The organism is Streptomyces sp. JLBJ103, assembly GCF_058215575.1.
The window spans coordinates 4,230,126-4,251,372 of record NZ_CM177089.1 but is presented as its reverse complement, the minus strand read 5'-3'; the positions used below and the strand labels follow the sequence as shown (position 1 = coordinate 4,251,372).

At 70.5% G+C, this 21,247-nt stretch carries 20 protein-coding genes; 8 read left to right on the top strand and 12 right to left on the bottom strand.

Features of this window, described 5'->3' with window-relative positions; all coding sequences use genetic code 11:
• Nucleotides 1–35: 35 nt before the first annotated feature.
• Both AC4BEG_RS18715 and AC4BEG_RS18710 read right to left on the bottom strand, forming a co-directional pair.
• Nucleotides 36–776 carry an ABC transporter permease gene (locus AC4BEG_RS18715; RefSeq protein WP_490707123.1) on the bottom strand — a complete coding sequence of 247 codons (741 nt, stop codon included), beginning with the start codon at nucleotides 774–776 and terminating at the stop codon, nucleotides 36–38.
• A complete protein-coding gene (locus AC4BEG_RS18710) occupies nucleotides 776–1,456 on the bottom strand; it encodes an ABC transporter permease (RefSeq protein WP_490700891.1) in 681 nt (226 codons plus the stop codon). The genes AC4BEG_RS18715 and AC4BEG_RS18710 overlap by 1 nt, the downstream gene beginning before the upstream one ends.
• Before the next feature lie 139 nt (nucleotides 1,457–1,595).
• On the opposite strand from AC4BEG_RS18710, the gene AC4BEG_RS18705 reads away from it, so the two are divergent.
• Nucleotides 1,596–2,753, top strand: coding sequence for a betaine/proline/choline family ABC transporter ATP-binding protein (locus AC4BEG_RS18705; protein WP_490700890.1), 1,158 nt, complete (start codon nucleotides 1,596–1,598; stop codon nucleotides 2,751–2,753).
• Between the two features lie 71 nt (nucleotides 2,754–2,824).
• Here AC4BEG_RS18705 and AC4BEG_RS18700 read toward each other — a convergent pair whose 3' ends face one another.
• Nucleotides 2,825–3,955: an alpha/beta hydrolase gene (locus tag AC4BEG_RS18700; RefSeq protein WP_490700889.1), complete on the bottom strand. Its 1,131-nt coding sequence runs from the start codon at nucleotides 3,953–3,955 to the stop codon at nucleotides 2,825–2,827.
• A 143-nt stretch (nucleotides 3,956–4,098) separates the two neighbouring features.
• On the opposite strand from AC4BEG_RS18700, the gene AC4BEG_RS18695 reads away from it, so the two are divergent.
• The 6 genes from AC4BEG_RS18695 (at nucleotide 4,099) to AC4BEG_RS18670 (ending at nucleotide 9,167) form a co-directional block, all read left to right on the top strand.
• The gene (locus AC4BEG_RS18695; RefSeq protein WP_490700888.1) at nucleotides 4,099–5,931 is read left to right on the top strand and encodes a phosphatidylglycerol lysyltransferase domain-containing protein; all 1,833 of its coding nucleotides are present in this window, start codon (nucleotides 4,099–4,101) and stop codon (nucleotides 5,929–5,931) included.
• A gap of 147 nt (nucleotides 5,932–6,078) precedes the next feature.
• Complete coding sequence (folP, locus tag AC4BEG_RS18690) at nucleotides 6,079–6,957, top strand: dihydropteroate synthase (RefSeq protein WP_490700887.1); 879 nt, start codon at nucleotides 6,079–6,081, stop codon at nucleotides 6,955–6,957.
• Complete coding sequence (locus tag AC4BEG_RS18685) at nucleotides 6,954–7,442, top strand: nuclear transport factor 2 family protein (protein ID WP_490700886.1); 489 nt, start codon at nucleotides 6,954–6,956, stop codon at nucleotides 7,440–7,442. Before folP ends, AC4BEG_RS18685 begins: the two co-directional genes overlap by 4 nt.
• 207 nt (nucleotides 7,443–7,649) lie before the next feature.
• Nucleotides 7,650–8,009: a dihydroneopterin aldolase gene (gene folB / locus AC4BEG_RS18680; RefSeq protein ID WP_490700885.1), complete on the top strand. Its 360-nt coding sequence runs from the start codon at nucleotides 7,650–7,652 to the stop codon at nucleotides 8,007–8,009.
• Nucleotides 8,006–8,599, top strand: a complete 594-nt coding sequence (gene folK / locus AC4BEG_RS18675; RefSeq protein ID WP_490700884.1) for a 2-amino-4-hydroxy-6-hydroxymethyldihydropteridine diphosphokinase — start codon at nucleotides 8,006–8,008, stop codon at nucleotides 8,597–8,599. Before folB ends, folK begins: the two co-directional genes overlap by 4 nt.
• A 61-nt stretch (nucleotides 8,600–8,660) precedes the next feature.
• Nucleotides 8,661–9,167 carry a DUF3180 domain-containing protein gene (locus tag AC4BEG_RS18670; protein WP_490700883.1) on the top strand — a complete coding sequence of 169 codons (507 nt, stop codon included), beginning with the start codon at nucleotides 8,661–8,663 and terminating at the stop codon, nucleotides 9,165–9,167.
• Nucleotides 9,168–9,201: 34 nt separating this feature from the next.
• Here AC4BEG_RS18670 and folE read toward each other — a convergent pair whose 3' ends face one another.
• The 6 genes from folE to dacB form a co-directional block, all read right to left on the bottom strand.
• Nucleotides 9,202–9,807 (bottom strand): GTP cyclohydrolase I FolE, encoded by a 606-nt coding sequence (gene folE / locus AC4BEG_RS18665; protein WP_490700882.1) that lies wholly within the window; start codon nucleotides 9,805–9,807, stop codon nucleotides 9,202–9,204.
• 117 nt (nucleotides 9,808–9,924) lie between these two features.
• Nucleotides 9,925–11,967 (bottom strand): ATP-dependent zinc metalloprotease FtsH, encoded by a 2,043-nt coding sequence (gene ftsH, locus AC4BEG_RS18660; protein WP_490700881.1) that lies wholly within the window; start codon nucleotides 11,965–11,967, stop codon nucleotides 9,925–9,927.
• A gap of 267 nt (nucleotides 11,968–12,234) precedes the next feature.
• A complete protein-coding gene (gene hpt / locus AC4BEG_RS18655; RefSeq protein WP_490707122.1) occupies nucleotides 12,235–12,774 on the bottom strand; it encodes a hypoxanthine phosphoribosyltransferase in 540 nt (179 codons plus the stop codon).
• 58 nt (nucleotides 12,775–12,832) lie between these two features.
• Nucleotides 12,833–13,912: a tRNA lysidine(34) synthetase TilS gene (gene tilS, locus AC4BEG_RS18650; RefSeq protein ID WP_490700880.1), complete on the bottom strand. Its 1,080-nt coding sequence runs from the start codon at nucleotides 13,910–13,912 to the stop codon at nucleotides 12,833–12,835.
• A 182-nt stretch (nucleotides 13,913–14,094) separates the two neighbouring features.
• A complete protein-coding gene (locus AC4BEG_RS18645; RefSeq protein WP_490700879.1) occupies nucleotides 14,095–15,228 on the bottom strand; it encodes a zinc-dependent metalloprotease in 1,134 nt (377 codons plus the stop codon).
• A gap of 84 nt (nucleotides 15,229–15,312) precedes the next feature.
• Nucleotides 15,313–16,839: a D-alanyl-D-alanine carboxypeptidase/D-alanyl-D-alanine endopeptidase gene (gene dacB, locus AC4BEG_RS18640; protein ID WP_490700878.1), complete on the bottom strand. Its 1,527-nt coding sequence runs from the start codon at nucleotides 16,837–16,839 to the stop codon at nucleotides 15,313–15,315.
• 86 nt (nucleotides 16,840–16,925) lie between these two features.
• Here dacB and AC4BEG_RS18635 point away from each other — a divergent pair, with 86 nt between their 5' ends.
• Complete coding sequence (locus AC4BEG_RS18635; RefSeq protein ID WP_201870848.1) at nucleotides 16,926–17,417, top strand: inorganic diphosphatase; 492 nt, start codon at nucleotides 16,926–16,928, stop codon at nucleotides 17,415–17,417.
• 100 nt (nucleotides 17,418–17,517) lie between these two features.
• On the opposite strand, the gene AC4BEG_RS18630 is transcribed toward AC4BEG_RS18635, so the two are convergent.
• From AC4BEG_RS18630 to AC4BEG_RS18620, 3 genes are all read right to left on the bottom strand, one after another.
• Nucleotides 17,518–19,227, bottom strand: a complete 1,710-nt coding sequence (locus AC4BEG_RS18630; protein ID WP_490700877.1) for a threonine/serine exporter family protein — start codon at nucleotides 19,225–19,227, stop codon at nucleotides 17,518–17,520.
• Nucleotides 19,228–19,422: 195 nt separating this feature from the next.
• A complete protein-coding gene (locus tag AC4BEG_RS18625) occupies nucleotides 19,423–20,145 on the bottom strand; it encodes a DedA family protein (RefSeq protein ID WP_490700876.1) in 723 nt (240 codons plus the stop codon).
• A 192-nt stretch (nucleotides 20,146–20,337) separates the two neighbouring features.
• Entirely contained in the window at nucleotides 20,338–21,108 is a 771-nt protein-coding gene (locus tag AC4BEG_RS18620; RefSeq protein WP_490700875.1) for a MerR family transcriptional regulator, read from the bottom strand.
• Nucleotides 21,109–21,247 lie beyond the last annotated feature (139 nt).

Below are 21,247 nucleotides of genomic sequence, written 5' to 3'. Positions count from 1 at the left end.
CGTCATCGGCCCACCACTGCTGCTACGGCGCCCCGTCAGCGCGTTGTGAGGACCGGCGACTTCGGCGACTGGTCGGCGGGCGGCAGAAAGGCCGCCGGAGACCGCTTCCCGGTCCTGCGCCGCATCGGGTCGAGTACCAGCCCCAGCAGCACGAACACCCCCTCGACCAGCAGAGCGAGGGCCGCCACCAGCACCGCCCCGGCCACCACCTGAGGAGTGTCGGTGAGCCGGAACCCGGCCGTGATGATCCGGCCCAGACCGCCGCCGCCGGGCAGCGCCGCCAACGTCGCGGTGGCCACGACCTGCACCGCCGCGGTCCGTACGCCCGTCATGATCAGCGGGAAGGCGAGCGGCAGCTCGACCCTGCGGATCAGCTGGCCGCCCGTCATCCCCATGCCCCGGGCGGCCTCGACGACCTCCCGGTCCGCCTCGCTCACCCCCACGTAGGCATTGGTGAGCAACGGCGGAATGGCGAACAGCACCAGCGCGATGATCGTGGGCCACTGTCCGTGCGTCCCCAGCGGGCTGAGCAGGAGCAGCACCAGCACCGCGAAGGTGGGCACCGCGCGGCCCGCGTTGGAGATGTTGACCGCGATCACCCCGCCCTTGCCGAGATGCCCGAGCACCACGGCGATCGGCAGCGCGACGGCGCAGGCGATCGCCAGACAGACGAACGTCAGGAACAGATGCTGGCTCAGCCGGTGCCACACCCCGTCGGTGCCCGACCAGTGAGACCCGGTGGCCAGCCAGTCCCACGCCTCGCCCACGACGCCCATCACGCGGCCCTCCTCCTCTTGCGAGCCCAGGGCGTCAGCAGCCGCTGGACGCCGAGCAGGGCCACGTCGGCCACGACCGCCAGCGCCACGCACAGCACCGAGGCGGTGAGCACCTGCGCCTTGAAGAAGCTGCGCATCCCCTCGTAGATGAGGTTGCCGAGCCCGCCGTACCCGATGATCGCGCCGACCGTGGTCAGCGAGACCGTGGAGACGGTGGTGATCCTCAGCCCCGCCATCAGCGCGGGCAGCGCGAGGGGCAGCTCAACGCCGAACAGCAGCCGCAGCGGCCCGTATCCCATTCCGCGGGCCGCCTCCCGGGCCTCCTCGGGCACCGAGGCGAGCCCGGCCATGATGTTGCGCACCAGGATGGTCAGCGAATAGAGCACCAGACCGGCGATCACGACCGCGGCGGACACCCCGAACACGGGCAGCAGCAGCGAGAACATCGCCAGCGACGGCACCGTGTAGAGGATCGTGGTCATCCCCAGCACCGGCCCCGCCACCACCCGCCAGCGGCGGGCCAGCAGGGCGAGCGGAAAGGCGACCAGCAGTCCGATCGCGACCGAGGCGAGGGTGATCCAGACATGCTGGAGTGTCGCGTCCGTCAGCTCCTGACTGCGTGTGCGCACATACTCGCCGCATATCCACTCGTTGCTGATCAGACAGTTCCGGTCCGCCATACGCTCACCTCCCCCGTCGGGCCGCAGCCACCTGGTCGTCACAATTCCTGGTGACCCTAACCCCGGGAGATGACAATCTCGTCCGATCGCCACACAACAGCAACAATGTCTGCCACGAATGCGGCAACAATGGGGAGCCATGATCCGGTTCGAGCATGTCACCAAGCGCTACGCCGACGGCACGACGGCCGTTGACGACCTGTCCTTCGAGGTCGCGGAGGGCGAGCTGGTCACGCTCGTGGGGCCCTCGGGCTGCGGCAAGACCACCACCATGAAGATGGTCAACCGGCTGATCGAACCGACCTCGGGCCGGATTCTGGTGGAGGGCGGGGACATCGCCGAGGCGGATCCGGTCCAACTACGTCGCCGTATCGGCTACGTCATTCAGCAGATCGGTCTGTTTCCGCACAAGACCGTACTGGAGAACACCGCAACCGTTCCCCATCTGCTGGGCTGGCAGCGCAAGAAGGGTCGGGACCGCGCCGCCGAACTGCTCGACCTGGTCGGGCTCGACCCGTCCGTCTACGGCGACCGCTACCCCGACCAGCTCTCCGGCGGCCAGCGGCAGCGGGTCGGGGTGGCCCGCGCGCTCGCCGCGGATCCGCCGGTGCTGCTCATGGACGAACCGTTCGGGGCCGTCGACCCGGTCGTCCGTGAACACCTCCAGACCGAATTCCTGCGACTTCAGTCACAGGTGCGAAAGACCGTGCTCTTCGTCACCCATGACATCGAAGAGGCGGTCCGGCTCGGTGACCGGATCGCGGTCTACGGCTCGGGGAAGATCGAACAGTTCGACACCCCGGCCTCGGTGCTGGGCGCGCCCGCCACCCCGTATGTCGCCGACTTCGTCGGGGCGGACCGCGGACTGAAGCGGCTCTCGGTCACCCCCATCGAACCCGGCGACCTCGAACAGCCCCCGGTGGTCCACCTCGACGACCCGCTGTCCAAGGCCGCCGCCCGGCTGGCCGCGGACGGCGCGCGCTGGGCCGTCGTCCTGGACGACGCCGACCGGCTGCACGGCTGGATCCCCGCGGACGCGGCCGACGGCACCAGGGGGACCGTCCGGGACCACGCCCGCCGTATGGAGGCGTGGCTTCCGGTGGGGGCACCGCTGAAGCAGGCGTTCAGCCAGATGCTCCAGCACGACGCGGGCTGGGTCGCGGTCCTCGACGGCGAACGCTTCCTCGGTGTCCTCACCCCGGCCCGGCTCCATGAGGCGCTGCGCCGCTCGATCGACGCCGACGCGGGCGGGATCGCCCGCGGGGACGTGAACCTCCAGACGGTGGCGGACGCCTGAGGAGTCCTGGGCGCGTCCGGTGCCGGGCGTCCAGGGCGGTCGTCACGACCAACCCGGCGCCCGGCTCCGGCTCAGCGGTCGCTGAGCCGGCCGCCCATCCACTCCAGCGCGGCGGGGACCTCACGGCGCCAGGTGTTGAAGTTATGGCCCCCGGTCTCCAGGATCATCGACGAGATCCGGGTCGGCTCGCCACGCCGGTTCAGCGTCTCCACCTTGTTCACGAACCGCATGGTGGCCCGGTAGTTCTTCTCGCCGTGCTGGCTGCTGGAAACCAGCAGCGACACCGGCGGCGCGGGCTTGTGGTCCAGCCGCCACATCAGGTTGTTCTCGCGCTCCAGCTTCTTGCTGCCGCCGAACAGATCGCCCGTGGTCGCGTCGATCGGCGCCTTGTACATGGGCGAGAGGCCCGCGGCGGCCGAGAACGCGTCGGGGTGACGCATCGCCATCTTCAGCGCGCAGTAGCCGCCGGTGGAATTCCCGATGACACCCCAGTTACGGGCCTCCCGGCCCACCCGGTAGTGCTCGGACACCGCCTTCGGCAGGTCCTTGGTGAAATACGTCTCGGTCTGCGGACCGCCGGGCACGTCCACGCACTCGGTGTCCCGGGGCGGGGCCACGGTCGGTCGCATCATCACCAGGATGGTCGGCTGCATCCGCCCGTTCTTCGCCAACTTGTGTGCGTTCTGCGGGTACTTCAGACCGTTGATCAGCGCTTCGGTGGTGCCCGGGTATCCGGTCAGCACCAGGGCGGCGGGAAACTTCCGCTTGGCGTACTCCGGTTTGAAGTACTCCGGCGGCAGATAGATGTACGCGGAGCTGGCGATCTTCGAGACCGGCCCCTGGATGTTCACCTTCTCGATGCGCCCGGCGGCCTTCGGCGAGGAGCCCCCGTCCACCTTGACATGACGGGTTTCGGTGACCCGCACCCCGTTGCCCGGGGTGTCATGGTTCACCACCACACCGGGTGTGTCCTCTGTTCCGAACAGATCCGACCACGAACCGTAGAAGCCGAAAGACTGGTTGGCAAACAATCCGAAAGCCGCGAACACCGTGAGCTGAGTTGCCACTAGCATGCCGACTCGGCCGAGCACGACGGTCACCCCGCGCCCGGCCAGTCGGGGCCACAGCCATATCGTGGCCGCGAACAGCAGCACCGCGGTGACCACAGCAATGATCACGATGTTGTTGCTCGTGAGACCCATCACTATCTTTCTGCCGGGCGGCAGGCTCCCCCGTGCCGCGGATGGAACCCCGCCCCCTCAGGCGCCGTCTTGATGGGCGCAAATCGTGCAGATGCTGCGTCAGAGAACCAAAGATCCTCTTGACCGAAGCGACGGGAATGCAAATGTCTGACAGTCAAGATGCCGAAACGTCCGGACGGGTTCCCCTCCGGATACGGCGTGTGCTGCGCGGACCGAGGCCGGAGGCGGTACCAACCGCCGTCGGCACCGCGTGCACGCTGATCGGGCTGATGGACCTCGTCTTCCCACGGCTGCGCTACACCCGGGTGCACGCCTTCGCCGAGGTGCTGCCGGGCGCGGTCAGCTCCCTGGCCGCCGCGGCATCCATCGTGGTCGGTTTGCTCCTGCTCATGCTGGCTCACGGGCTGAAGCGGCGTAAGCGCCGGGCCTGGGTCGCGGCCGTGGGGCTGCTGCCCGTCGGCGCCGCCGCCCAGCTGCTCCACCGTCACTCGATCTGCGGTGCCGTCCTCTCGCTCGTCCTGATGGGCGTACTGCTGCGGTACCGGAAGGAGTTCGCGGCACTCCCCGACCCGCGCAGCCGCTGGCGGGCTCTCGCCAACTTCGTGATCATGGGTGCGGTCAGCATCGGTCTCGGACTGCTGATCGTCCGGTCACACCCGGACACGGTCGTAGGGAAACCGTCCTTCAGCGATCAGCTGGCGCATGTGCTGTGGGGGCTGTTCGGCTTCGAGGGACCCATCGACTACCGCGAGGGCGCCGACTACACCGTCGGCTACTCCCTTGGCGCGCTCGGCCTGCTGACCGTCGCCACCACCGCCTATCTGGCCTTCCGCCCCGAGCACCCGGCCGCCCGGCTGACCTCCGAGGACGAGGAACGGCTGCGGGCCCTGCTCACCACCCACGGCGGCCGTGACTCCCTCGGCCACTTCGCGCTCCGCCGCGACAAGGGCGTGGTCTTCTCCCCCAGCGGCAAGGCCGCCGTCTGCTACCGCGTGGTCTCCGGTGTGATGCTCGCCAGCGGTGACCCGGTCGGCGATGTCGAGGCATGGCCCGGCGCCATCGCCCGCTTCATGGACGAGGCCCGCGCCCACTCCTGGACCCCCGCGGTGATGGGGTGCAGCGAGACCGGCGGCGAGGTGTGGACCCGCGAAACCGGACTGGACGCCCTGGAGCTCGGCGACGAAGCCATCGTCGACGTCGCCGACTTCACCCTCTCCGGCCGCGCCATGCGCAACGTCCGCCAGATGGTCAAGCGCATCGAACGGGCCGGATACGAGACCCGGGTGCGCCGCGCCGCCGACCTGGAGCCGGAGGAGCTGGAGGCCATCCGGCGCGCCGCCGCCGACTGGCGCGGCACCGACACCGAGCGCGGCTTCTCCATGGCGCTGGGCCGGATCGGCGACCCCGCCGACGGCGACGCCGTCATCGCCACCGCCCACAAGGCCGCCGAGGACGGCGCCGAGGACGGCCCGTACGGGGACCTCAAGGCCGTACTGCACTTCGTGCCCTGGGGCACCGACGGAATGTCGCTGGAGCTCATGCGGCGCGACCGCAGCGCCGACCCCGGGATGAACGAGCTGCTGATCGTCGCCTCCCTCCAGGCCGCCCCGCAGCTGGGTGTGAAGCGCGTCTCGCTGAACTTCGCGATGTTCCGCTCGGCGCTCGCGCGCGGCGAGAAGCTGGGCGCGGGCCCGGTGCTGCGCGGCTGGCGCGGACTGCTGGTGTTCCTCTCCCGCTGGTTCCAGATCGAGTCGCTGTACAAGTTCAACGCCAAGTTCCAGCCGCGCTGGGAGCCGCGCTTCGTGGTCTTCCGCAACACCCGCGATCTGCCGCGGATCGGACTGGCCGCGATGCAGGCCGAGGGCTTCGTCTCGCTGGCGCTCCCCCGGCTGCTGCGCCGCGGACGCCGCCCCGAGCCCCGGCCCTGCGCCCACCCGCCCGCCACCCGCGACCGGGAGCTGGAGCAGGCCGCCTGAGCACACCCCGGGATTCCCCGCCCGGGAATCCCGCGCGGGATGCCTGCTCACCCACGTCCCCCGCCCGCCCTCCGGCTTGCGATCCACGGCACCAGACGCCGCGGGCTGCTCCTCAAAGATCCACCGGACAGGGCCTAGCCTGGGGTCATGACGACGTTGCGTGGGCGGGGCCGGGTGGCCGGACTGCCGGAATGGGACCGGTGTGCGGTGATGGGCGTGGTGAACGTCACGCCCGACTCCTTCTCCGACGGGGGCCAGTGGTTCGACCCCGAGCTGGCCGTCAAGCGCGGCCTTGACCTCATCGCAGCCGGGGCCGACCTGGTGGACGTCGGAGGCGAGTCGACCCGTCCGGGCGCCGTGCGCGTCGACGAGGCCGAGGAGCTGCGCCGGGTGGTTCCGGTGGTCCGGGAGCTGGCCGCGGCCGGAGCCGTGGTCAGCGTGGACACCATGCGGGCCACGGTCGCCGAGCGGGCCGTGGAGGCCGGGGCGCGGTTGGTCAACGATGTGAGCGCCGGAGGCGCCGATCCGGCGATGGTGCCCACGGTGGCCGCGGCCGGAGTGCCCTTCGTGGTGATGCACTGGCGCGGCCAGTCGATCGACATGAACAACCGGGCGGTCTACCGCGACGTCGTCGGCGAAGTCGTCGCCGAGCTGCGCACCGGCCTGGAGCGGGCGGTCGCGGGCGGTATCGACCCGGAGCGGATCGTGATCGACCCGGGCCTCGGCTTCGCCAAGGAGGCCGAGCACGACCTGACGCTGCTGGCGCATCTTTCCGCGCTGCGCGAGCTGGGCCGCCCGCTGCTGGTGGCGGCCTCCCGGAAGCGGTTCCTGGGGCGCGTCCTGGCCACCGGCGACGGCACTCCGCCGCCCGCCCGGGAGCGGGACGCCGCCACCGCCGCGGTCACCGCGATCGCGGCCCGCGGGGGCGCCTGGGCGGTCCGCGTCCACGAAGCACGGGCCAGCGCGGACGCGGTGCGAGTGGCGCGGGCCATCGAGGCGGCCGGGGACGCGGCGGGAGCACTGTGACTTCCCTTACGGACAGCGAGCGGGTGGAACGGGCGAACACCGCGCTGTACGAGGCCATGGAACAGGGCGACCACCCGGCGCTGGAGCGGCTGTGGCTGGACGCGCCGGACACCGAGGTCTCCTGTGTGCACCCCGGCTGGCCGGTGCTGCGCGGCCGGGGCGAGGTGCTGCGCTCCTACGCGCTGATCATGGCGAACACCGACTACATCCAGTTCTTCCTGACCGATGTCGAGGTGTCGGTGCTGGCCGACACCGCCCTGGTGACCTGCACCGAGAACATCCTCAGCGGCGCTCCGGCGGAGGAGGAGGGCGAGCTCGGCCCACTGGTGGGACAGCTGGTGGTGGCCACGAACGTGTTCCGCCGGACGGAGGACGGCTGGAAGGTGTGGTCACACCATGGCTCCCCGGTGCTGGCGGAGAGTGACGAGAACGGCCCGGAGGGGCCGGAAGGACCGGATGACGACGGACGGCTGATGCCGGACTGATGGACCCCGTTCGAGCCCCACGAGGTGCGGGTAGGGGTCTGTGACGCGAGGACGCGGAGCGAGCGAGCCGCGACCCCGTGGGCGGGTGCCGCCGGTGCCCGCAGGTAGATTCGAGGGAGGTACCCCGGCAGACGGCTGGGGACGGGTGGTGCGTTCCGGACTCTTCGGGACGTGCCCGCGTACCGACGACCGGCAGGAGTGATTCGGGTGGATCGTGTCGCGCTGCGCGGCCTCAAGGCTCGCGGGCACCACGGGGTGTTCCCCCATGAGCGCGAGGAGGGCCAGACGTTTGTCGTGGACCTGGTGCTCGGCTTGGACACTCGGCCCGCCGCGGCCGACGACGACCTGACCAAGACCATCCACTACGGGGAGATCGCGGAAGAGGTGGTGGACGTGGTGCGGGGTGAGCCGGTCGATCTGATCGAAACACTCGCCGAGCGGATCGCGGACCGCTGCCTCAAGCACGACGTGGTACAGGAGGTCGAGGTGGTGGTGCACAAGCCACAGGCCCCGATCACCGTGCCCTTCGACGACGTGACCATCACCATCACCCGGAGCCGAGTATGAGCAGCAGCGATCCGACCGTGCAGCCCGTTCCCACCTCCGTGGTGGAGCGGGTCGACGCAGCCGATGTGACGTTGAGCAACCCCAAACGGGCGGTGATCTCGCTCGGCAGCAATCTGGGCAACCGCCTGGAGACCCTCCAGGGCGCCATCGACGCGCTGGAGGACACCCCGGGGCTGCGGGTCAAGGCTGTGTCGCCGGTGTACGAGACGGACCCGTGGGGTGTGGAGCCGGGCACCCAGGCCACCTACTTCAACGCGGTGGTGCTGGTGAAGACGACGCTGCCGCCCTCCTCGCTGCTGGAGCGCGGCCACGCCATCGAAGAGGCGTTCGAGCGGGTGCGGGACGAGCGCTGGGGTCCGCGCACCCTGGACGTGGACATCGTGTCGTATCAGGACGTGGTCTCCGACGACCCGACGCTCACCCTCCCCCACCCGCGGGCGCACCAGCGCGCCTTTGTCCTGGTGCCGTGGAACGACGTGGACCCGCAGGCCGAGTTCCCGGGCCGGGGCGCGGTCTCCGGGCTGCTGACCGAGATCGGCCAGGACGGGGTATGGGTCCGTACGGACCTGGAACTGCGCCTGCCCGAATAGACGTTGATCTCCCGGTAGGTTCGGGAGATGGTGCACGTACGAGTTGAGGGGCGACCGGTCGGTGAGGCAACTTCGGATCGGGGTGCTGGTCGGGCTGTTCGCCGTGGCCGGTGTGGTGTCGTGGGCGGGGGCCCGGTTGTGGGACACGCTGGGCTCGCTGCCGAGCGTTCCGGTGGCAGCGCCGATTGTGCTGGCTCTGATCGCGGTGGTGCTGACCGCGACCGCGCTGTCCCTGCGCGCCCGGCTACGCGCCCAGCGTGAGCGCCGTCCCGGCGCCAAGGGCGTGGACCCCCTGGTGGCCGCCCGCGCGGTCATCTTCGGCCAGGCCAGCGCCTTGGTCGCGGCGCTGATCTCTGGCATGTACGGCGGTGTGGGCGCCTTCCTGGCGATGGAGCAGCTCGATGTCCCGGCCCGCCGGGACCAGGCCATCTACGCCGCGCTCTCCGTCCTGGCGGGTGCGGGTGTGGTCGCCGCCGCGTTCTTCCTGGAGCGCGTCTGCAAGCTCCCCGAGGACGACGAACACAACAACGGCAACGGCAACGGCCCCAGCGCCACCGCCCGCGCCTGACCCGAGGAGGCGGGCGGCTCTTCCCGCGGAGCGCTCAGCGGGCCATGATCAGGCTCATTGCCTCGGCCCTGGTGGCGGAGTCGCGCAGCTGACCGCGGACGGCCGAGGTGAGGGTCTTGGCGCCGGGCTTGCGCACTCCGCGCATGGTCATGCACATGTGCTCGCACTCCACCACGACGATCACGCCGCGCGGCTCGAGTATCCGCATCAGGGAGTCGGCTATCTGCGTGGTCAGCCGCTCCTGGACCTGGGGACGGCGGGCGAAGACATCCACCAGCCGGGCCAGCTTGGACAGCCCGGTGATCTTGCCGTCGTGGGAGGGGATGTAGCCGACGTGGGCGACGCCCACGAAGGGGACCAGGTGGTGCTCGCAGGAGGACATCACCTCGATGTCCTTCACCAGCACCATCTCGTCATGGCCCAGGTCGAACGTGGTGGTGAGGACGTCCTCCGGCTGCTGGCGCAGCCCCGCGAAGATCTCCTTGTAGGCACGGGCCACCCGCCCCGGGGTCTCCCGGAGCCCTTCCCGGTCCGGGTCCTCGCCGACGGCGATGAGAAGCTCACGGATCGCGTTCTCGGCGCGCTTCTCGTCGAATTCGCCGATGCGGCCCTCACCGTCCAGCGTCACCGGGTCGATCATGTTGCCTCGTTCCTCACGCACAAATGCGGAAATGCCGCGTCAACAGGCTAGAACCTGGCTGACGCGGCATTCATTCCGGGGCCGTCCAGGGGCGGGACGCCCCTGGACGGCCCGGGATCAGTTCTCCGGTCCGGAGCCCGACTCCTCGGAGCGCTCCGGGGTCTCCTCCGGGGCGGTGGTCTTCGCGAGGGAAGCCGCCGAGGTGGACTGGGCGCCGTTGGCCGGGGCCAGCTCCTTGGGGGAGAGTACCGGCGGACGGGTGGAGGGGGTACGCCGCGAGGAACCGGTCCACGCCGGGCGGGCCGGGCGCTTGACGATCGGGGCGAAGATCTCGGCGATCTCCTCCTTGTTCAGCGTCTCCTTCTCCAGCAGCGCCAGGACGAGGTTGTCCAGAACGTCGCGGTTCTCGACGAGGATCTCCCACGCCTCGTTGTGCGCGGCCTCGATGAGCTTCTTGACCTCCTCGTCCACCAGCGCGGCGACCTCTTCCGAGTAGTCGCGCTGGTGAGCCATCTCACGTCCCAGGAACGGCTCGGAGTTGTCGGAGCCGAACTTGATCGCGCCGAGCCGCTCGGTCATGCCGTACTGGGTGACCATCGCGCGGGCCGTGGCCGTCGCCTTCTCGATGTCGTTGGAGGCGCCGGTGGTCGGGTCGTGGAAGACCAGCTCCTCGGCCGCCCGGCCGCCCATCATGTAGGCGAGCTGGTCGAGCATCTCGTTGCGCGTGGTCGAGTACTTGTCCTCGTCCGGCAGGACCATGGTGTAGCCCAGGGCCCGGCCGCGGGAGAGGATCGTGACCTTGTGGACCGGGTCGCTGTTCGGAGACGCCGCCGCGACCAGGGCGTGACCGCCCTCGTGGTACGCGGTGATCTTCTTCTCCTTGTCGCTCATGATCCGGGTCCGCTTCTGCGGTCCGGCCACGACACGGTCGATCGCCTCGTCCAGGAAGTGGTTGTCGATCAGCTTCTTGTCGCTGCGGGCCGTCAGCAGGGCGGCCTCGTTCAGCACGTTCGACAGATCGGCACCGGTGAAGCCGGGGGTACGGCGGGCGACAGCCGACAGGTCGACGTCCGGTGCGACCGGCTTGCCCTTCTGGTGGACCTTGAGGATCTCCAGACGGCCCTGCATGTCGGGACGGTCGACGGCGATCTGCCGGTCGAAGCGGCCCGGGCGCAGCAGCGCCGGGTCGAGGATGTCCGGCCGGTTGGTGGCGGCGATCAGGATGACGCCACCCTTCACATCGAAGCCGTCCATCTCGACGAGCAGCTGGTTCAGCGTCTGCTCGCGCTCGTCGTGGCCGCCGCCCATACCGGCGCCACGGTGTCGGCCGACGGCGTCGATCTCGTCGACGAAGACGATGGCCGGGGCGTTGGTCTTGGCCTGCTCGAACAGGTCACGGACCCGGGAGGCACCCACACCCACGAACATCTCGACGAAGTCGGAGCCGGAGATCGAGTAGAACGGGACGCCCGCCTCGCCCGCGACGGCGCGCGCGAGCAGCGTCTTACCCGTACCGGGCGGGCCGTAGAGCAGCACGCCCTTGGGGATCTTGGCGCCCACGGCCTGGAACTTCGCGGGCTCCTGGAGGAACTCCTTGATCTCCTGGAGCTCCTCGACCGCCTCGTCGGACCCCGCCACATCGGAGAAGGTCGTCTTCGGGGTGTCCTTGGTGATCAGCTTGGCCTTCGACTTCCCGAAGTTCATCACCCGGGAGCCGCCGCCCTGCATCTGGTTCATCAGGAACAGGAAGACCACGACGATCAGCACGAACGGGAGCAGCGAGAGCAGGATCCCGACGAAGGGGTTCTGCTTCGACGTCGAGACGTTGTACCCGTCGGGGATCCCGTTGTCCTTCTGGGCATTGGCCTGAAGAGTCCTGGCGAGGTCGACGCCCTGGTCACCGATGTAGGTGGCCTGGAGCTTGTCGCTGCCCGAGATCTTCGCGACGTTGTCCTTGAGCTTGATCTTGATCTTGTGCTCGTCGCCGGTCGTCAGCTCGGCGGACTGGACCTGGTTCCGGTTGATCGCCTTGACGACCTGGCTGGTGTCCACCGACTTGTAGCCGCCGGACGAGCCGACGACCTGCATCAACACGACCACGGCGAGGACGGCCAGCACGATCCACATGACCGGCCCACGGAAGTAGCGCTTCACGTCCATCCATACGGGGCGAAGCCGCCCCGTCCCTCCTGCCACAGTGAGGCACGGCAGCCCTGGAGGGGGCGCCTGTGCGTGCGGTGTATTGCGGTGTATTTGTGGTGTATGAGCTGTGTGATCCTCAGTCTCGAAAAAGACTGACCTTCGGACGGTACCCCAGCATTGTCACCCGACGCCGCCGTGGACTGTTAACAAAACCGCCTTCCCATGCTCCAACGGCGGGAAACCGCGACAGGTTCCCCGCCGGGCGCGGCGCGGCGCCGGGGCGGTTCAGCCGCCGTAGACGTGGGGCGCCAGGGTGCCGACGAACGGCAGATTGCGGTACTTCTCGGCGTAGTCCAGACCGTAGCCCACGACGAACTCGTTCGGGATGTCGAAGCCGACCCACTTCACATCGATGGCGACCTTGGCCGCCTCCGGCTTGCGCAGCAGGGTGCAGACGTTCAGCGAGGCGGGCTCGCGCGAGCCGAGGTTCGACAGCAGCCAGGACAGCGTCAGACCGGAGTCGATGATGTCCTCGACGATCAGGACGTGACGGCCCTTGATGTCGGTGTCCAGGTCCTTGAGGATCCGCACCACGCCCGAGGACTGGGTGCCCGCGCCGTAGGACGACACGGCCATCCAGTCCATGGTGACGGGAGTGGACAAGGCGCGCGCCAGGTCCGCCATCACCATCACCGCGCCCTTGAGGACACCGATGATGAGCAGGTCCTTGCCCGCGTATTCCGCGTCGATCTCGGCGGCCAGCTCGGCCAGCTTCGCGTTGATCTCTTCCTCGGTGATGAGAACCGACTTCAGGTCGGTGCCCATGTCCTTGTCGTCCACCCGCGCCACTCTCGTTAGGCAATCCGGCAATTCGGCGGGCGGCTCAGCCCTGCCGGATGACCAGTCTGCCACCCTCCCGCCGGGCCTCGACCCGCCCGGGGAGGTTGATGGCCCGCTGGCCGCGCCAGCCGGTGATCAGCCGGTCCACCTCTTCGATATGGCGGGCGAAGAGCGAGCCGGCCGGGGCGCCCGCGGCGATGGCGGCGCGGCGCAGCACCCGGCGGCGGACGGCGGTGGGCAGCCGGTGCAGCCCCACGGTGTCCAGCTCGACCGTGCCGCCGCCCTCGGCGGGCACCTCGGCGGCGGTCACCACATCGGCCTCGGCGCGGGCGGCCCAGGCGTCCAGGGCGTCGGCGTCGTCACGGGAGAGCTGCGCGGTGCGGGCGAGCGCCTCGACGACCCCCTTGCCGAGGGCCTTCTCCAGCACCGGCAGTGCCTCATGACGGACCCGGGAGCGGGTGTAGGTGGGGTCCACGTTGTGCGGGTCGTCCCAGACGGGCAGCGACTGGGCCAGACAGGCCTTGCGGACGGTGTGCCGGTCGAGCTGGAGGAAGGGGCGGCGGTAACGGCCGCCCGCCCCGGAGACACGGGCCATTCCGGACAGCGAGCGGATACCGGAGCCGCGGGCGAGGCCGAGCAGAACCGTCTCGGCCTGGTCGTCACGGGTGTGGCCGAGCAGGACGGCGGCGGCGCCGTGGCGCTCCGCGGCGGCGTCGAGAGCGGCGTAGCGGGCGTCGCGGGCGGCGGCCTCGGGGCCTCCGTCCCGGCCGACGTCGACCGCGAGGGACTCGACCGGCGCGAGGCCGAGCTCGCGCAGGCGCTCGGCGACCTCGGCGGCGCGGACGTCGGAGCCCGGCTGGAGGCCGTGGTCGACGGTGACGCCGCCGGCCCGCAGGCCCATCCGGGGGGCCTCGAAGGCCAGCGCGGAGGCGAGCGCCATGGAGTCGGCGCCGCCGGAGCAGGCGGCGAGCACCAGCGGCCCGTCACCGGGCGCCGACCGGGTGCGCGGTCCGGCGGCCGGGCGGGAGGAGGGCGGGGTCGGAGCCGAGGAGGCGACGAGGACGTCGTGGAGGACGCGGCGCACCGCCAGGCGTATCGCGGCGACCGCTGGATGGGGACCCATGTCCGTTTCCCATCTGTCATGCGAGGGGGTGCCTCGGGGGGCGTACGTGATGTCGTCACGCAGAGTATGTCGATGGTGACAGAAGCGAGCTGTTCCCCGAGCATCGCACGCCTACCCGTGGCTCACGGTCCCTCGGACGAGTGATTAAGGGGGGCATTCCGCCGCCGCCGAGTGTGCCGGTTCTACGACTCCGCCCTACGGTGCACCCGCGCGACCCACTCCGCCGGTTTGTTGATCTCCGACTTGGTCGGGAGCGTGTTCGGGGACGTCCAGACCCGGTTGAAGCCGTCCATGCCGACCTGGTCCACCACGGCCCGTACGAACCGCTCACCGTCACGGTACTGCCGCAGCTTGGCGTCGAGCCCCAGCAGTTTGCGCAGCGCCTGGTCCAGCCGTCCGGCGCCGCTGGCCCGCCGCTTCTGGAACTTCTCGCGGATCTCCGCGACGGAGGGCACCACCTCCGGGCCCACCCCGTCCATCACATAGTCCGCGTGGCCCTCCAGCAGCGACATCACCGCGGTCAGCCGGGCCAGGATCTCCCGCTGGGTCGGCGTCTGGACCAGCTCGATGATGCCGCCCACGCCGCGGTCCCCGTCGACATCCCGCTCGGTCCGGCCGCCGCCGACGGACTGGACGGCCTCGCGCAGCCGCTCCAGCAGGGTGGCCGGATCCACATCGGTCTCGCCCAGGAACGCCTGGATCTCGGACTCGATGTGGTCGCGCAGCCACGGCACCGCGGTGAACTGGGTGCGGTGGGTCTCCTCGTGGAGCGCCACCCACAGCCGGAAGTCGTGTGGGTGGACGTCCAGCTCGCGCTCCACATGGACGATGTTGGGGGCCACCAGCAGCAGTCGACCGCCGCCCGCGGCCCCGGGCAGCTCACGGCCGGCGGGCGCGAAGGTCTCGTACTGGCCGAGCACCCGAGAGGCGAGGAAGGACAGCAGCATCCCCAGCTCCACGCCGGTCACCTTGCCGCCGACCGCGCCCAGGACGGCCCCGCCGGGCAGTCCGCCGCGCCGGTCCTCCATCTTGCCCAGCAGTGGCTTGAGGATCTGGCGGAAGCCCGCGACGTTGGCCCTGATCCAGCCGGTGCGGTCCACCACCAGCACCGGGGTGTCGAAGTCCGGACCGCCGTGTACGGCCATCCGGGTGAACGCCCGGACGTGCTCCTCCGACGACTTGGCGTGCCGGCGCAGCTCGGCGACGACGGCACGCGCCTCGTCCCGGCTCACCTCGGGTCCCGGGCGGACCAGCCGGGTCGCGGTCGCGACCGCGAGATTCCAGTCGACCATCTCCACACCACCGATGCTCGTCATGGCTTCACGGTACGTGGCCCGCGTCGCATCCGGGAGGAGACGGCGGCCCGCACACCCGGTCGCCGGGGACCACCGTCGCCCCGGTCAGCGGCAGCCGCAGTTGGCCAGGGCCGATGCCATCCGGTCCAGGGCGCGCTGGGCGCCGTTCGCGTCGGTGGTGCCGTTGGTGATGAAGGTGAAGACCAGCAGCCGTCCGTCGGCGTCGACCACCGTGCCCGCGAGGGAGTTGATACCGGTGAGGGTGCCGGTCTTGGCGCGGACCACACCGCGCCCCACCGAGTCCTCGGCGTAGCGGGTGCGCAGGGTGCCGTTGAAACCGGCCACCGGCAGTCCGGTGAGGACCGACCGCAGTTCGGAGTGGTCGCGGTCGGCGGAGCGCACCAGCGTCCGGGCGAGCAGGGCGGCGGAGACACGGTCGGCGCGGTCCAGCCCGCTGCCGTCGGCGATGCGGACGCCGTCCATCGGCAGCTTCAGCTTCCGCAGCCGGGCGGTCACCGCCCGGGCGCCGCCCTCGAAGCTGGCGGGCTGTCCGGCGGCGATGGCGGTCTGCCGGGCCAGGGCCTCGCCGAGGTCGTTGTCGCTGTTGGTCAGCATCCGCTCGACGAGCGCGGACAGCGGCTGGGAGCGGACGGCGGCCACCGCCTGGGGGGTCTTCCCGGCCTCCTGGGAGCGCGGTTCGCCCTTCACCGCGATACCGCGGGCGCGCAGCATCGACGCGAAGGAGCCGGCCGCGTCGGCGGCCGGATCACCGGCGCGCGGGGCCGGGCCGTGGTCGCTGTTGTCCTGCCGCCCCTCGTCGGCCATGAGCGGGGTCACCGGCGCGATGTTCTCGTTGACGCCGATGGGGTGCAGCTTGGGGCCCGAGTAGAGCGAGGTGTCGTAGCCGAGCCGGACCGTCCGGGTGCCGCGCTTCTTCAGCGCGCGGGCGGTGTCGTCGGCCAGCTTCCGCAGTGAGGCGGGCTGGTCCGGGCCCTTCACGGCGCGGGCGGTGAGCGTCGGGTCGCCGCCGCCGACGAGCACGATGCCGTCCTTCCCGGCTTCCACGACGGTGGTCTTGATGCGGTAGTCGGGACCGAGGGCGGAGAGCGCGGCGGCGCCGGTGGCCACCTTGATGATGGAGGCGGGCACCGCGGCGCTGTCGGCCTTCGCCCCGAACACCTGGCGCCCGCCGGCGACGTCCATGACGGCCACCGAGCGCCGGTCGCCCAGGGCCGGGTCGTCCAGCAGCGGTTCGAGGGTGTCGGCGAGCCCGGCGCCGGTGGGCGGCGGCACCGCGTCCTCGCCGGTGTCCGGCGACGGCTCGGCGGTGGGCGCGCCGAGGGCGGCCAGCACCGGGGAGGCGCTGGGCGCGGGCTTGTCCCCGCCCTGACGGTCGTCACCGATCGCCGGTCCCCCGGCGGCGCGGGCGCGTTCGGCCGTACGCTGGCCGGCTTCCCACGGCCCGGCCACCAGCACCGAGCCGATCGCGACCGCGAGGCCCACCGTCGCGGAGACCGCCGTCAGCCGCACGGTGTGCCGCTGTTCGCGCGTGGTCTGCCGCCACTGGTTCCGCACTTCGCTCCGCCCGCGGCTCAGCCACTCCCTGACCTGCCACGATCTGGCTTCAGGCACGATCGACCAGCCCCTTTCGCCACCACACACCTGCGTGGGGGACACTTAATCACCAGACGTATGTGTTGATCATGGAGGAGCCACCCGTGGAGTTCGACGTCACCATCGAGATCCCGAAGGGTTCGCGGAACAAGTACGAGGTGGACCACGAGACGGGGCGCATCCGTCTCGACCGTCGGCTCTTCACTTCGACCAGCTACCCCGCGGACTACGGCTTCGTCGAGAACACCCTCGGCGAGGACGGTGACCCGCTGGATGCCCTGGTCATTCTCGACGAGCCGACGTTCCCCGGCTGTCTGATCAAGTGCCGTGCCATCGGCATGTTCAGGATGACCGACGAGGCGGGTGGCGACGACAAGCTGCTCTGCGTCCCGGCCTCCGACCCGCGGGTAGAGCATCTGCGTGACATTCACCACGTTTCGGAGTTCGACCGCCTGGAGATCCAGCACTTCTTCGAGGTCTACAAGGACCTGGAGCCCGGCAAGTCGGTCGAGGGGGCCAACTGGGTGGGACGCGCCGAGGCCGAGGCCGAGGTCGAGGCGTCCGTCAAGCGCCTCGAGGCGTCCGGCGGCCACTGAGCCCAAGCACCGCGGACGGGCCGGATCGCATCCGGCCCGTCCGCTGTTTTTTTGCTGAATTCCGGGGGATTTCCGGGGTGATGGAGCGGGACACCCGGGGCTAGAAGCCGCGGGTGCGCTTGGCCGCGCGGCGGCCGGACGGTTCGATCGTGGCGCCCGGCAGCTTGAGGAAGAGCCGTGCGGACTCGTTCCCCAGATTCACCCCGATGGCAATCGCCAGGGCCAGTGCGGCCGCCTGGGTGAGATGGGCGACCCCGCGGTCCAGATTGCCCTGTGCCAGGGCGAGCAGTCCGAAGTAGGTCGCGCTACCGGGCAGCAGCGGCCCGATCGCCGCCGTGACGTACGGCAGCGCGGAGGCGAAGCGGTAGCGGGACTGGAGCTGGCCGAAGAGGCCGACCAGCCCGGCGGCCACCGTGGTGGCCGCCACCGGCGGCACGTTGGCGGTGTCGGCGAGCGCCGCGTAGACCACCCAGGCCACCCCGCCGTTGAGCGTGGCGAACAGCACGGTGTGACGTTCCTGCTGGAGCAGGATCGAGAACGTCAGGGCGAGCAGCATCGCCGCCGCTATCTGGATGGGCGGCCGCTCCACATGGCGCAGCGCCGCCTCCGGATTGAGCTTGGCGTCCAGTTGGAGGCCGCCGTACAGCACCGTGAGCACCCCGCACACGATGCCCACGATGAGGTAGCCGACTTCCAGGAGCCGGGCGGCGGCGGTGATGTAATAGCCGGTCAGCCCGTCCTGGACACCCGCCACCAGGGCCCGCCCCGGTATCAGCGCGAACAATCCACCGGTGATCACCGCGGACGACTGGAGCCCGGAGCCCACGAGGCTGAGCGCGACACCCATCGCGGCGGGCGGCATCGCCGCGGCCACGAACTGGTAGAACTCCGGCAGTCCGCGCCCGGAGGCCAGCCACGCCAGCCGGTCGCCGAGCATCGCGCCGACGGCCGCGGCGAAGAACACCGGCCATTCACCGCCGACCAGCATGCTCGCCGCTCCGGCCAGTCCGCCGCCGGCCACGGTCAGCGCCCAGCCGGGGTACGGGTGGCGGTTACGGCGTATCTCAGCCAGCCGCCGGTACGCCTCCTCCAGCGTGATGTCCTCGTGCGTGGTGATGTCGTCGACCAGCCGGAAGACCGCGGAGAGCCGGGTGTAGTCGGTGGCCCGGCGGCGCACGGTACGGCTGGCGGTGACCGGGTCGTCCACCAGCGAGGGCTGGTAGCTGACCGACAGCAGGGTGAAGGTCACCGTGGGCTCGCAGCGGTCGAGCCCGTACGCGTGGGCCACGCCGAACATGGCCGCCTCCACGTCCTCGGCCCCCTCACCGCCCGCGAGCAGCAGCTCGCCGATGCGGAGGGTGAGGTCGAGCACACGGGGCACGGCGGGACCGGTGTCGCCCTCCTGCCGCTCGACGCGCTCGGGGACCGGGCGCTCGCTGAGCGGCATCCGCAGCATGGTGCGCATACGGTCCTGCCAGGGCGCGTCCTTGGTCAGCCGGACGACGGGTATCCCGCCGGGCGGGGTGAAGGCGGGGAAGCCACCCGTGGTCGAGTTGCCGTTCTGCGAGGTCTTCACCCCGCCCGGCGGGGCGAACGCCGAGCCCTCCGGCTCGGCGGCGGGCTCGGCGGCCAGCCCCTCCGGGACGGCGAACTCCGACGTCGGATGCTCGTCCTCGGGGGCTGGCGGCAGTGGCAGTCCCAGGGGCGGGGTGAAGGCACTGTGCGCCTCATCGGACTGCGGTTTGCCGTTCCCCGCCGTGTCCGTCTCCACGGCCCCGCCGCGTTGTCCCTGCTGTCGGTCCGACCCCACGTCTCCTCGCTCCTCGCCGGCCTCCTCGTGCATGTCCGGGCAGCCGAACGCTCAAGCGACGGCGGCACCGCAGCCCATTGTGCGGGGCGGTGAGATCGAACGGGAGTGGGGGCGGTGGTGAGGCCGATGTGAAGCGGGGTGAAGCGGGCTGAACGGGATGTGACCGGCGCGGACGGTGGCTCTGAGGCCCAGGGGTCAGCGCTTGGCGTGGCGTCCGCGCGGCGCCTGCGAGGGAGCTCCGGCGCCCGGCTGCCCCCCGGCCGCGCCCTGCTCGGCGGATCCGTCGGCCGCGCTCTTCTTGGCCTTGCTGCGGGCCCGCAGGAACTCGATGGCGATCGGGATCACCGACAGCAGCACGATGCCGATCAGAATCAGCTCGATATGCGCGTGGACGAAGTCGACCTTGCCGAGCGCCGCGCCGAGCAGGGTGACACCGGTGCCCCACAGCACCCCGCCGATGATGTTGAAGATGATGAAGGAGCGGTAGTTCATCCGGCTCACGCCCGCGATGATCGGCGTAAACGTCCGCACGATGGGCACGAAGCGGGCCAGCACCAGCGACTTGGGCCCGTACTTCTCGAAGAACTCGTGCGCCTTCTCCACGTTCTCCTGCTTGAAGAGCTTGGAGTCGGGGCGGCGGAACAGCGCCGGGCCCACCTTCCGGCCGAAGAGATATCCGGCCTGGTCACCCAGGATCGCGGCGGCGGCGATGGCGACGCACACCAGCCACAGATCCTGCTTGATCACATCGGTGGTGACCAGCAGTCCGGTGGTGAACAGCAGCGAGTCGCCCGGCAGGAAGAAGCCGATGAGCAGGCCGGACTCCGCGAAGACGATGGCGAGGACGCCGAGCAGACCGAAGGTCTCGATCAGATAGTCCGGGTCCAGCCACTGGGGGCCGAGCGCGAGAGTGGTCACGGGTGACAGGCTCCTGGGTCGAGGGAAGCAGGCTCGTGCGAGGCCCGGCCGCAGGTCGGGGCGGACTGGTTGCGGTGTTCTTCGCAGTGTGCCGCCAAAGCTATCAACGCCGGGTGCATGCCCTCGGTTCCCACCGGCCCGGGTGGGGTGCCCGGAGGGTCCGGAGAGGGATCTCCGGACCCTCCGGGCGGCTCAGGCGCCGCCGTGTCCCGCGCGGCGCGCGTTGGCCAGGATCGCGTCGCGGAGATAGGCGGCCAGCCCCGTCCGCACCGCGTCGTAGGTGGCGGTGAAGCGCTCGTCCGCCACAAACATCTCGCCCAGACAGGTATGGATCTCGTAGGTGCAGTCGTAGTACCAGCGGACGATCTGCTGCCGGTGCTCCTCGGCGAGGTCCATCGCCGCCTCGGACTCCGGCGGGGTCCCGGCCTCCAGGAGGGCGGCGAAGTCCTGGTTGAGCCGCTCGCCCTCCTCCTTGATCCGCAGGAGGTCGTCCTTGCCGTAGGTCGCGTACCGGCGCATCGACTCCTTGTACGCCTCGGTATGGCCCCAGCGCTGCTCGGCCTCCTCCGCGTACTGCTCGGGGTCGTTGTCGCCGAAGACCTCGAACCTCTCCTCCGGGGTGAGTTTGACGCCCATCTTCCGTGCCTCCATGGCGTGTTCGACGGCCGCGGCCATCTGCCGCAGCTTCTCGATCCGGTCGGTCAGCAGCTTGTGCTGACGCCGCAGGTGGGCCTGCGCGTCCACGTCCGGATCGTCGAGCAGGACCGCCACCTCCTCCAGTGGAAAGCCGAGCTCCCGGTAGAACAGGATCCGCTGGAGCCGGTCGAGGTCGGCGTCGTCGTACCGCCGGTGCCCGGCCGGGGTGCGGGCGCCGGGGCGCAACAGCCCGATCTCGTCGTAGTGGTGCAGGGTGCGCACCGTGACGTTCGCGAAGCCCGCGACCTCTCCCACGGAATAGCTCATGGTCCGCTTCCGCTCTCCTGGTGTCGGGGTACCGGTCGTGCTCTCGGTACGGGCTCCACGGTGCGCCCTCACGTCACGTGAGGTGCAAGTCCGGATGGCGAAACCCGGATGAGCCGCCGTTTCGGTCACTGGCATCCTG